The sequence below is a fragment of the Desulfitobacterium elongatum genome (assembly GCF_055378975.1).
The window spans coordinates 720284-732308 of the sequence record NZ_AP038772.1; the positions used below are offsets into that span (position 1 = coordinate 720284).

A 12025-nucleotide genomic window follows, 5' to 3' on the forward strand; every position below is an offset into this window, starting at 1 on the left:
TAGATAATACAACTATGATACTTTTCAGGCTTCTCCTCGAATATACATTATTGGAAACGAGTGAAAACACTTTCGAGTGTATACCCTTAATCTGGGTGTGAGGAGCGGAGGGCTTTGAGAGATTTAGCAATCATGTTATTCAGCTTGGGAGTCATCCTTATGTCTGCAGAGGCATTTACGAATGGTGTGGAGTGGCTCGGCAAAAGGCTTCATCTCGGAGCAGGTGCGGTCGGAAGTGTGCTAGCAGCTGTTGGGACAGCTTTGCCTGAGACGATGGTCCCCGTGATTGCTTTTCTAGGGACACAAGGGGAGGACGGTATTGCAGAGGTAGGAATCGGAGCAATCTTGGGTGCTCCGTTCATGCTCGCGACCTTAGCTTTCTTTGTCTCAGGAGTTGCTGTACTCGTTTTCAGGCGCAATAATGGGCCGCTATTTATGAACAGCTCAGTCATCCGACGAGATATTAAGTTCTTCTTGCTCGTTTATAGCTTCGCTATCTTGGCTTCTTTCTTACCGACTCGCCCCTTAAAGCTCGGAGTAGCCGGCTTGCTTCCTATTCTTTACGGAATCTATGTCATAAAGACTGTGCGTAACAGCCAAGGAGCTGAAGATCACTGCAATTTACCTCCACTCTACATTTCACGACGCAATCACAGTCCTTCTCTTAACCTGATTCTCGCGCAGCTGACCTTGGCATTGTTAGGAATTGTCGCAGGGGCACATGCGTTTGTGGATGCAGTTCAATCGGTCGCACTCCTTACAGGAATTCCAGCCTTTATTCTTTCCCTGATTATCACACCTATCGCGACAGAGCTTCCAGAGAAATTTAACAGTGTCATTTGGCTGAGGCGTGGAAAGGACACATTAGCACTGGGAAATATTACGGGTGCGATGGTATTCCAAAGCTCGGTGATTCCTGCGATTGGGATTGCGCTTACACCCTGGCAACTGGATCCGTTGGCATTATGGAGCGCACTATTAGCTTTAGGCTCAGGACTCCTAATATACATGACGCTTCGACGCAGGGGGACGATTCTCCCTATCAATCTCATTGCAGGGGGAGGATTCTATCTCCTATTTATCTTGACCCTTCTTCGCTTCCCCCAGTTCCACTGAATTCAGCGAAGAGCGTACCTAAAAGTACCAGTGCTGCCCCGGCTAGCCCCCGGGGCGTTAATATTTCCCCTGCTAACAGGAAGGCAAAAATCGCTGAAAATACAGGTTCTGTGGAAAAAATCAGAGCGGTATGGGTGGGCGTTGTAAACTGCTGCATCTTCATTTGAACAACAGCAGCGATAGAGGTAGCGGGGATTGCAGTGAGGAGAATGCCAATCCAAGCATTTGAAGTAAAGTTTAGGGAGTCATGTGAAAAGAAAAAACTAGATATCCCGCTGAGAACAGCGACGGCGAGAATTTGCCCAGCGGCGAAGATTGTGGGGTTCTCGGAGGGGGCATGCTGGCCAACAAGGAAGATCTGTAAAGCAAAAAATACAGCACACATGAGAACGATTAAGTCTCCAGAGTTGAGGCTTAGATTTTCTCCAAGAGAAAGAAGTGCTAGGCCAAACATAGCACTCATAATTCCAACGATAAGAAAAGGGCGGGGGAGCTTCCGAGTGGTTATGAGGACGAGGAGCGGAACCAATACAACACTTAGGCCAGTAATAAATCCTGCGTTGGAGGCACTCGTGTATTGAAGTCCGATGGTTTGTGAGGCATAACCGAGGAAGAGAATACTTCCGATTCCAAGTCCTTTATAGAGGCTTGGGCGAGTCAAGTGAGCACGCTGAGTCCAGACAAAAGGAAGCAAGGTTAGGAAAGCCAGCCCAAAGCGAATTTCGAGGAAGATGAAAACCGGTAAGTCTTCGGTGGCGCGCTTTACGATGACAAAGGTCGCTCCCCATACGAGAGTGATGGCGAGTAAGGATAGGTCGGCCCAGTGGCGTTTAATGATCAAAAAATTCACTCCTTAATGTGAAAAGAACACAGAAAAGCCGTTGCGCCTTGGGTGCGTAACGGCTCATGATTGTACTGTACTTGTACTGCCGTACTTTAAGTATAACGAAGTTCCGTAGTGATGGGAAGAGTGAATTGAGTTAGCCGTTTGCGCCATCAAAGGGGAGCTCGGTCATCGGTGTCGGTGGCATCGGACCGAAGGGGGCTGGAGTGGGCGTGGGTGGAGCTGAGACCTGGATGGGCATTTCCTGCATTTCTGGCATTTGGGCTATTTCTACTCCACAGAAATGCATTTTAGCCTGTGCAAAACATTGGTAGTGGCGTTCCTCATCAGCGGCCAACTGACATAGGATGGCTTGAATTTCTGGAATTGGAATTTTCTTAGCTAACTCAGAATAGTGTTTAGCAGCTTGGGCTTCGTCTTCCATGTTATAGTCGAGAATTGCGCATAGCTCGGAGGTGTAGTTCAGGAAGCGAGAACGCCAGTCGACCCAATGCCCTTTGCTGAAGGCACCATAGCGGGGATCAACTCCGAGAAAACGAATCGACCAGGCAAGTTGTTCGAGATGGCGAAGCTCATCATAAGCGATAGGGCGGAGGAGTTCGTCAAATTCGGGTCGATCGAGAACGACCGCTTGATACAGGTAAGTCGTAACAGCAGAGAGCTCTGAGTCCTTACCTGCATACACATCATAAAGCAACATTGCGTAAGTAAAATTGGGTTCTGGAATTTCCCCAGGTACGGGCTCAGAGGTCTCAAAAGTGGGTAGGAGGAGTACTTGGCCTGGATAGATTCGATCAGGATGCTTTAGATGATTAAGATGGATAATATCGGACATTTCTACCTTATAGGACTTAGCAATCTTGTAGATGCTATCCCCAGGTTGAACGACATAGCGGGCATAATCCATATAAGTTTCCCCCTCTCGCGGTATATTTTACTATATTCCCCGAGAGAGGAAGATGGGAAAGGGTAATTTTTCCACGAATTATCGGACGACTAAGCATGAAATGGACAGGTTCACCATAGAAATGAAGTAAAGGAGTTGAAGGGGGCGGAGAGCATGGGAAATTCTATACTTAAAGGAATGAGTGCAGCTCTGTTTGTTACTGTCATTACTTTATTCGCGGGGATGTTTTGGACAGCCATGGGGCTTGGCGGACTCACAATGTCAACTCTTGTAGATATCGGTTTGATCGCAAGTTGTGTGGCAGCAGGATATCAGGCGGGAAAAATGAGTGGGCAATGGGTACTCGGCGGAGTGTCTGCCTTGGGATATGTCCTTTTATCGATTGTGCTTTTATCCTTATTCCTCGAAGTAAATGGTTGGGGAGTTATTCAGATCGTGGCTGAAGGAGGACTTATCGGGATACTGGCAGGTGCTTTCGGAGTGGGGGGAGGAGCTGGTAAGAATCGACCCGCAGGGAGCTGGAGGTCTTCCGGACGTTTTTCGACTTGGGGAGATCCTTACAATCGTGATTCTTATCGTAGAGATACCTATGAGGAGTGGGATAGCCATGTAGACGATTGGGATGACCGCGAAAGCCGTGATAATGACCGAGAAGATCGAAATAAGAAAAGCGCAAGTGAATACTGGGAAACTGAGAAGAACCTTGAGGATAAGGACTTAAGAAACTCCGATAGGGTCTCACGGACAGGCTTGGATAGGCTTTCCCGGACAAAAGAAATAGGGGCTGAGAAAAGTAAGTGGACAGAAGAGCTTGATTCTTCGAGGCAAAGAGTACACCATGGCTTTGAGAGTTCCGGAAAAAGCTCGGAGGAGGATGAGTGGGAAGATTGGGTGCGCGAAGAAAAGAAAAGCCCCTCATCAAGTTATCGTAAAGCTTGGTGGGAAGAAGACGTTCTTTAGTATAGAATTTGGCAAGGGTTACAGACTAACAAGGAAGATTCTCAAACAAAGGGTGAGTGAGGGAATGGCCTTGATGGAAAATGCCCTTGTTTTTGTATTATTTGGGGCGATCGCAAGTTTCTTTGGATGGGGGATTCTCATCATTCTCTTGTTCTTTATTGGCAAGAAATTTTTTAGGACGGGAGTACAGCGGATCTTCAATCTCGTATTGGGACGGTTGTTAGAGGATCCCTATTCAGAGAATTTAATGGAGCTTTGGAGTGCAGTCCGAAGAACATCGATCCAAAACATCGTAGAAATTAGTCTGAGAGCCCAGTCAGGGAAAGTGATTAAAAGAGCCATGGGTAGTCCTAAACCCATGAATCATTATGATAACCTGATGTTTGTTCCAGCTCAGATGGCACGTCTTCCGATTGACCTGACAGTCCCCGTGGATATGACGGTGACACTTGGGCCAAAGGCTGAGAAACCGATGTCGATACCGATTCCTCTTATGATTGGGGGGATGGGATTTGGAGTTGCCTTAAGTGAGGAGGCGAAAGTAGCCTTAGCCAAAGCAGCTAAAGAATTAGGAACTGCTACGAATTCAGGTGAGGGGCCCTACTTAATTGAGGAACGAAGGGAAGCTGGCAAATATATTTGGCAGGTGAGCCGTACTCCTTATGGTAGAGATCCTCAAGCGATTGCAGCGGCAGACATGCTTGAAGTTCAGATGGGGCAAGGGTCAAGAATGGGAGGACATATCCTAGAGCCCAAGGAGATAAAGGGAAAAGCGCAGAAGCTTATGGGGGTATCCCCGGTCGGGGCTACCATCTTCCCTGCGGGTATTCCAGGAATTACAAAACCGGCAGATTGGCCGCGATATATCGAGGAGTTGCGGCAAGAGGCCGGGGGGATTCCTATCGGTCTTAAGATGATGGGAGGGGGCAGGCTGGAAGCAGATTTAGCTGTCGCCATTGAGGCGGGTTTTGATATTATCTGCGTCGGTGGGGCACAGGGAGCGGCGGGAGGAGCTTCTCCTATCCTTACGGATGATTTCGGAATCCCGAGTATTAATGTCTTATTAAGGGCTCAGCGATATCTGAAGGAGCAAGGAGTCAGACAGGATATTAGCTTGGTTGCGGCTGGAGGATATGCTACGCCTGGAGAGTGCCTTAAGGCATTAGCTCTAGGAGCGGATGCGCTATATCTAGGAACCGTTCCACTTTTTGCCTTAGTCCACAAGCAGCTCGGTAAGGTTTTACCTTGGGAACCTTTGACGCAGCTTGTGTGGTATAATTCGAAGTATAAGAATCGTTTGGATATCCCTTTGGCTTCCCAAAGCGTCGTGAATGTGATGAAGTCCTTCGTGATAGAAATGGAGGAAGGGGTCAGAGCCGTCGGCAAAAAATCGCTTGCCGAGTTAGGACCAAACGACTTAGTGGCTTTGGATGACTGGACGGCGGAAATTACCGGAGTGCCAATAGCTTGAGAATAAAATCTTTCCCCACATTTCAGCGAATTAGAAAAAGGCTTGAGTGGCTCAAGCCTTTTTAAGTACGTTCTTCTTATTGAGTATGCTCTTTTAGTTAAGTTTAAACTTTCTTGCCGCTTGCTGAAGTTCCTGGGCAGTAACGGAGAGTTCCAAGGTCAATTTATTAATTTCTTGCATCGAGAGCATTTGCTCTGAGCCACTCCCTGCCACTTCTTCGGTTTGAGCAGTGGTCTCTTGGCTGATGGAAGCAACTTGAGTTACTTCATGTGAAATCATTTGAGAGCTCTGGCTAAGTTCACTAGAGAAGCTGAAGACCTCCTCGATTTGCTGGTTCACGACTTGGGTATTTTCCTTAATTCGGGTGAAGGCTTGTTGTGCATCCTGGATTGCGAGAGCCCCGCTTTGGACAACCGCTTTTTCGGTACTCATGCTGGCGATCGCTTCTTCCAGACTGGTTTTGATATCAATAATAATTTGTTCAATTTGAGCACTGGAAAGGGTTGATTGTTCTGCTAGCTTTCGAACTTCTTCAGCAACGACGCTAAAGCCGCGACCATGTTCTCCTGCTCGGGCAGCTTCGATCGCTGCATTGAGCGCGAGGAGATTCGTCTGATCAGATATAGCTTTAATCGTCTCCACGATCGAACCGATAACGGCCGATTTTTCACCGAGGGAAGAAATGATCTGACCGGTACTTTCAACAGAATGATGGATTTGGTCCATTTGGAGATTGACTTTCGACATAGCAGTATCCCCGTCTTCAGCGACCTTTAAGGCAAGGCGCGAGGCTTGATCGGCTTGGTCGATATTCTCTTCTATCTTTTGAGTCGCGTGAACAATATCTTGGATCCCCTTCATAATACTTTGTACGCTATTCGCTTGGGTCTGTGAGCCAGAAGCAACTTGGTGTATGGCTTCAGAGACTTGTTTCGCAGCGAGTGCAGTGGTTTCTGATCGTGTTGATAAGATTTGTGAGGATTCGGCGAAGACATCTGCACCGTGGGATATATCCCCTACGAGTGAACGGAAATTCTCTGTCATCTGATTTAAGGATTTACAGAGGGTTCCAATTTCGTCCTTCAGATCCATACAGTAGAGAACTGCGGTGAGATCACCCTTAGCCATGTGATCCGCAAATTCAACTCCACGTCGAAGTGGGGTTGAAACTAAGAAGGCTATGTAGAGTCCATAAAGTAAGACGATAAGGCTCGCTACAATCATGAAGATTAAAAAAGTCCCGATGTTTTTCTCTAGGTCCGCTCCTGCCTTAACCATGTAGTAAATTGTGCCCCCGGCAGCAAGGGTGATGATGGCGTTGATCCCAAACGCCAGTGATAATTTTGAGGATACGGATAAATTGAACCACCAGCGAACAATACGGGAGTGTTTAAAAAAGAATTCGCTTACTCCATTTAAAAGACTTTCCATCCCAGGCCTCCTCAATGTGTTCTTACCTTATCTGTTGTATTGTATAGCTTACGTCCTTGTAAGTGGGATAAGGGGAATTTCGGAAAGATGAAAAAGTTAAAATAAAGATATTGAATGATTATGGGAAATTTAGTGCGTGGATAAGTACGTGAATAAGTGCGTAATAAGCGTGAAAAAGTGTATAAATAAGTACGTGAAAAAAAGAGATAAATTAAGATTCTTAACTACAGTGGGGCGAAAAATAAAAAATGAATTTGAAATAGTTAATAATTGGGGGAATATTGAAGCAATTACATTGTATCACATGTTATTTGAATTGGGGAGTAGGAGCAAGCTTTTTTGACATTGAACTTGAGGATTAGTATAATATATAAAGCTGGATATTTACTGAAAGTATAGCTTTTTTAGTTATACTGAACATGAAATGAACAGATGTACAACTCGAAGAATGTGAGGAATAGTCGGAACCGGCTGTTTAGAGAGAAAGATTGATACGCTGAGAGATCTTTCCAGTCCGGGGCTAGGGTCGCACAGGAGAGGCAAGGGGGAATAGAGTACTCCTTGACGGGTAGCCCGTTATAGCTTAAGAGAGTAGAAATTTTTCTGTATTTTGGGGAGTTTCTTCTAAAAAAGGTGGTACCACGAGCCCTTCGTCCTTTTATGGATGGGGGGCTTTTATAATTGAAAGGAGAGTATTTTATGTCGGACGACTTTAAAATGGAAAAAGTCTATGATCCTCGACAAGTTGAGGAGAAATGGTATCCGTTCTGGGAGGAGAAGGGATACTTTCACGCTGAGGTGGATCAATCCAAGGAAGCCTTCAGTATCGTAATGCCCCCACCAAATGTCACGGGAGCACTTCATCTCGGACATGCGATTGATAATACGATTCAGGATATTCTCACTCGTTTCAAGCGGATGCAGGGTTACAATACGTTATGGCTCCCTGGAACAGACCATGCTGGGATCGCAACTCAGGCCAAAGTCGAGGAGCAGCTCGCCAAAGAAGGAACGAATCGTCACGAACTCGGTCGCGAGAAGTTCATTGAGCGGGTTTGGGAGTGGAAGGAGCAGTATGGGGGACGAATCACCCAGCAACTTCGTCGGATGGGAGCATCTTGTGACTGGTCTCGTGAGCGCTTTACGATGGATGAAGGGTGTTCGAAGGCGGTTCGAGAGGTATTCGTTGACCTTTATAATAAAGGGTTAATCTATCGTGGGAACTATATCGTGAACTGGTGCCCGCATTGCCATACGACAATCTCTGATATTGAAGTCGAGCATGTGGATCGGGAAGGAAACCTTTGGCACTTACGCTATCCTGTCAAAGATAGCGATGAATTCCTCATCGTTGCAACGACACGCCCAGAGACTATGCTCGGAGATACTGCGGTTGCGGTTCATCCGGAAGATGAGCGCTATAAGCATTTAGTGGGGAAAACGATTATTCTTCCTTTAGTCAATCGGGAGATTCCGATCATTGCTGATGAATATGTAGATCGGGAATTCGGTACTGGGGCAGTGAAGATTACACCTGCTCATGACCCGAATGACTTTGAGATGGGACTTCGTCATAACCTCCCTTCGATTGCGGTCATGGACAAAGAAGCTCGGATGAATGAGCAGGCAGGTATATATCAGGGGATGGAGCGCTATGCGGCTCGTAAAGAGATCGCGAAAGACCTTGATGCCCTTGGTGTACTCCTAAAAGTAGATCCTCATCAGCACGCGGTAGGGGAATGCTATCGTTGTTCTACGGTCATCGAGCCAATGGTCAGTAGACAGTGGTTCGTCAAAATGGAGCCCTTGGCAAAGCCTGCCATGGAGGTCGTTCGGGAAGGAATTCTGGAATTCGTACCGGACCGCTTCGCAAAAATCTATCTCGGATGGCTTGAGAATATCCGTGATTGGTGTATTTCCCGTCAGCTTTGGTGGGGCCATCGAATCCCCGTATGGTACTGCGAAGACTGTGGAGCGGAGATCAGTGCCAAAGTGGATCCAGACGTTTGCCCGAAATGCGGTTCAAAGCATCTGCAGCAAGATCCAGACGTATTGGATACCTGGTTCTCTTCAGGACTCTGGCCGTTCTCCACGATGGGGTGGCCTGAGCAGACTCCAGAGCTTAAGCAGTTCTATCCAACCTCGGTCCTGGTTACAGGACGGGATATCATTTTCTTCTGGGTTGCTCGCATGATCTTTACCGGACTGGAATTCATGAAGGAAGTTCCCTTCAAGAAAGTCATGATCCATGGCTTGGTTCTCGATGCTCAAGGTCGGAAGATGAGTAAATCCCTTGGCAACGGTGTGGATCCCATCGAGGTGATTGATCAGTATGGCGCCGACACCCTTCGCTTCATGTTGATCACAGGAAATACTCCTGGCAATGATCTACGCTTTCATCCTGAGCGCCTGGAAGCCACTCGGAACTTCGCCAATAAGATTTGGAACGCGTCTCGCTTTGTGCTCTTGAATCTTCAGGATTATGAGGAAGCACCGCGCGGGGAATTGAAGCTAGCGGATCGCTGGATTCTTTCTCGTTATGAAGCCACGACCCAGGCTGTTACTGAGGCACTCGACCGTTTTGATCTGGGTGAGGCAGCACGTCTTCTCTATGAATTCATCTGGAACGAGTTCTGCGATTGGTATATCGAGCTTGCGAAGGGTCGACTCTATGATAAGGAACATCCAGAAGCTCGGCATGCGGTACAGTCCGTTCTTCTCGAGATTCTGGAAGGGACGATGCGACTCCTTCATCCCTATATGCCGTTTATCACTGAGGAGATATGGCAAAACCTCCCCGTTAAGGGAGAAAGCATCATGATGCAGCCCTGGCCTAAGGTGTCTGGATATCGGAACGATTCTGTGGAAAAACAGATGAACTTGATTATGGAGGTCATCAAAGCCATTCGGAATATTCGTGCTGAGATGAATGTCCAACCTGGGAAAAAGGCAGAAATCATTCTTGTTGCTCCAGAAACGGAAAATCGTGAGGTTCTTGAGCTCGGCAAGGAAAGTATTCGCCATCTGGCAGGAGGCTCACAGGTTGATGTCGTCGCCAGCTTGGAGCTTAAACCTGCTCAGGCCGCAAGTGCTGTGCTCGATGGGGTAGAGGTATATCTTCCACTACGCGGACTTCTTGATCTGGAAAAGGAGATTGCTCGCGTGGAGAAGGAAATTGCCCAAGCGCTTCAAGAACAAAGCCGCTTAGAAGGAAAGCTTAATAATCCAGGCTTCGTAGCGAAGGCGCCTGAGCAAGTTGTTGCTAAGGAGCAAGAGAAGCTTGAGGGGATTTACGCTCGGATTTCTACGCTGAAGGCGCGGATTGAGGAATTGAACGAGGCGTAAGGCCAATTCTGCCAGCAATCGAGTATAACGAATAGTAGTATAAAGAATTTTAAAAGGTATGCTTATCGAGTTCGATTAGCATACCTTTCTTTTAGATGGACTATATTAGATTCGCTTGCTTGCTTGTGCACTGAGTTGATTCAATGCTCTTTGCTTTCGATCTTCCGTTCTATTGCCCTAACGGACTCAATTAATTCCTCATGAGCCTCTTTGACACCATTTTTAACAGCTGCCTTTATTAGGTAATAGAAAATTGCTAAGCTAAGGGCCCATAGTAGGACTGCAAAAATCTCCACCTTAATTCACCTCTATAAAATGATATGCTAACTCTTAGATTTATTTATTCTCTATCCTATTCATCGATTCCTTTTTCTAACCTTGCTCTCTACTTTCAAAAACTTCCCGAAAATTGCAGGAAATCGAGTTTTGATAGGGAATCAATGGGTAGAAGTTTGTACATATTAACATAACGTATAAAAAACTAGGGTGGTTAGTAAGAAAAAGATAATGGTAGGAGGAGCGTAAGGGATATGGAAACTGCAGGAAATCAAGGGCATGAAACAAAGCTAGCGGCAGAGGATGTAGACCGCTTAGAATATGACTATAGAGAGGCGATGGACTATCTCGTAAACTTGACCAAGTTTGGAATGAACTTCGGCTTAGGTAGGATCGAAGAACTTCTTAAACGCGTTGGAAATCCAGAACAGAAGCTGAGAGTAATTCATGTGGGTGGTACGAATGGCAAAGGCTCAACAACAATGCTGATCGCTGGAGTTCTCGAGGAAGCTGGGTTTAAGGTCGGGGTATTCACCTCGCCTCATCTTCAGGACTATCGGGAGCGTATAACCATCAATGGAGAAATGATTCCTAAAGCGGAAGTGAGTAGGCTGATTCATACCGTTCGACCGCATCTGGAGGAACTCGTTCAGAGTGGAGTAGAACACCCGACTGAATTTGAAGTCAATACTGCGATGGCTTTCATGTATTTTGCTGCCCAAAAGGTCGATTTTGCCCTGATCGAGGTGGGATTAGGAGGGGCGATCGATTCAACGAATGTCGTCACACCACTGATCTCAGTCATTACTAATGTTGGGATGGACCATATGGATTACCTCGGAGAGACCTTCGGGGAAATCGCTAAAGTGAAGGCGGGGATCATAAAGCCCAGTTCGATTACAATCACTGCAGCGAATCGTCCGGAGGCGCTTCAAGTGATTCGGGAAAAAGCTCAAGCTGTTGGATCACCACTCTGGGTGGTCGGAGAAGATGTACACTGGGAACCGCGTTGGAGTGGGGAAATGGAGCAGGAATTTGATTTGGTCGGGCTCCATGGTGCGTATAGAAAGCTTCATTTACGGCTTGTTGGAGAGCACCAAATGGTGAATGCAGCAACCGCTGTGGCTGCGTGTGAGGTTTTGCAATCCGAATATGGAGTGAAGATTGAGCGACATCATATTTATGAAGGTCTTCGCAAAACGGTATGGCCCGGACGTCTGGAAATGCTCTCACTCAAGCCCAAAATTCTGCTCGACGGGGCACATAACGTTGATGGGGCAATGACCTTAGTCAAGGCCTTGGAGCTATTTGGCCGACGGCGGTTAATTCTCTGTCTAGGAATGCTGGGAGATAAGGAGCGGGAGAAGGTTGTTGAGCTTTTGTATCCCCTTGCAGATGAAGTCATTATCACCAAACCGAATTCTCCCCGCGCTGGATACTGGCAGTATCTCGCAGAGTTAATCGAAGCAAAAGGGAAGCCCGTAACTCGGATCGAAGAACCGCGGGCTGCTGTTTTAGAAGCGTATTCTCGCCTGCAGCCCGAAGATATGCTCTGTGTGACGGGCTCCCTCTATATGATTGCAGATGCTCGGAATGCCCTTCTTGAGATTTTGCTCAAAAATAAAGAGAGTTAAGTTTGACTAATTAAAAAAGTCAGATCGCTAATATATAGAAG

At 46.9% G+C, this 12025-nt stretch carries 8 protein-coding genes and 1 other annotated feature; of the genes, 5 read left to right on the forward strand and 3 right to left on the reverse strand.

The features are described 5' to 3' along the window. Positions 1 to 114: 114 nt before the first annotated feature. Complete coding sequence (locus ACZ42W_RS03255; RefSeq protein WP_464168466.1) at positions 115 to 1116, forward strand: sodium:calcium antiporter; 1002 nt, start codon at positions 115 to 117, stop codon at positions 1114 to 1116. Here the strand turns inward: ACZ42W_RS03255 and ACZ42W_RS03260 are convergent. Both ACZ42W_RS03260 and ACZ42W_RS03265 read right to left on the reverse strand, forming a co-directional pair. Then, positions 1079 to 1957 carry a DMT family transporter gene (locus tag ACZ42W_RS03260; protein WP_464168468.1) on the reverse strand — a complete coding sequence of 293 codons (879 nt, stop codon included), beginning with the start codon at positions 1955 to 1957 and terminating at the stop codon, positions 1079 to 1081. The two genes, ACZ42W_RS03255 and ACZ42W_RS03260, sit on opposite strands and share 38 nt — an antisense overlap. A gap of 139 nt (positions 1958 to 2096) precedes the next feature. Then, the gene (locus tag ACZ42W_RS03265; RefSeq protein ID WP_464168470.1) at positions 2097 to 2867 is read right to left on the reverse strand and encodes a LysM peptidoglycan-binding domain-containing protein; all 771 of its coding nucleotides are present in this window, start codon (positions 2865 to 2867) and stop codon (positions 2097 to 2099) included. Positions 2868 to 3020: 153 nt separating this feature from the next. On the opposite strand from ACZ42W_RS03265, the gene ACZ42W_RS03270 reads away from it, so the two are divergent. Next, entirely contained in the window at positions 3021 to 3827 is an 807-nt protein-coding gene (locus tag ACZ42W_RS03270) for a TIGR04086 family membrane protein (RefSeq protein WP_464168472.1), read from the forward strand. Between the two features lie 73 nt (positions 3828 to 3900). After that, on the forward strand, positions 3901 to 5298 hold the full coding sequence (locus ACZ42W_RS03275; RefSeq protein ID WP_464170846.1) for an FMN-binding glutamate synthase family protein: 1398 nt from the start codon (positions 3901 to 3903) through the stop codon (positions 5296 to 5298). Positions 5299 to 5391: 93 nt separating this feature from the next. On the opposite strand, the gene ACZ42W_RS03280 is transcribed toward ACZ42W_RS03275, so the two are convergent. Then, positions 5392 to 6729, reverse strand: a complete 1338-nt coding sequence (locus tag ACZ42W_RS03280) for a methyl-accepting chemotaxis protein (RefSeq protein WP_464168474.1) — start codon at positions 6727 to 6729, stop codon at positions 5392 to 5394. A 435-nt stretch (positions 6730 to 7164) separates the two neighbouring features. After that, positions 7165 to 7390: a binding site (T-box leader), on the forward strand. Between the two features lie 38 nt (positions 7391 to 7428). Here ACZ42W_RS03280 and ACZ42W_RS03285 point away from each other — a divergent pair. Then, on the forward strand, positions 7429 to 10074 hold the full coding sequence (locus ACZ42W_RS03285) for a valine--tRNA ligase (RefSeq protein WP_464168476.1): 2646 nt from the start codon (positions 7429 to 7431) through the stop codon (positions 10072 to 10074). A gap of 530 nt (positions 10075 to 10604) precedes the next feature. Continuing rightward, positions 10605 to 11984 carry a bifunctional folylpolyglutamate synthase/dihydrofolate synthase gene (locus tag ACZ42W_RS03290; RefSeq protein WP_464168478.1) on the forward strand — a complete coding sequence of 460 codons (1380 nt, stop codon included), beginning with the start codon at positions 10605 to 10607 and terminating at the stop codon, positions 11982 to 11984. Positions 11985 to 12025 lie beyond the last annotated feature (41 nt).

Coding starts and splice junctions, on each gene's coding strand:
- ACZ42W_RS03265 (WP_464168470.1), bottom strand. CDS start 2,867: ATGGATTATGCCCGCTATGTCGTTCAACCTGGGGATAGCATCTACAAG.
- ACZ42W_RS03270 (WP_464168472.1), top strand. CDS start 3,021: ATGGGAAATTCTATACTTAAAGGAATGAGTGCAGCTCTGTTTGTTACT.
- ACZ42W_RS03275 (WP_464170846.1), top strand. CDS start 3,901: ATGGAAAATGCCCTTGTTTTTGTATTATTTGGGGCGATCGCAAGTTTC.
- ACZ42W_RS03280 (WP_464168474.1), bottom strand. CDS start 6,729: ATGGAAAGTCTTTTAAATGGAGTAAGCGAATTCTTTTTTAAACACTCC.
- ACZ42W_RS03285 (WP_464168476.1), top strand. CDS start 7,429: ATGTCGGACGACTTTAAAATGGAAAAAGTCTATGATCCTCGACAAGTT.
- ACZ42W_RS03290 (WP_464168478.1), top strand. CDS start 10,605: ATGGAAACTGCAGGAAATCAAGGGCATGAAACAAAGCTAGCGGCAGAG.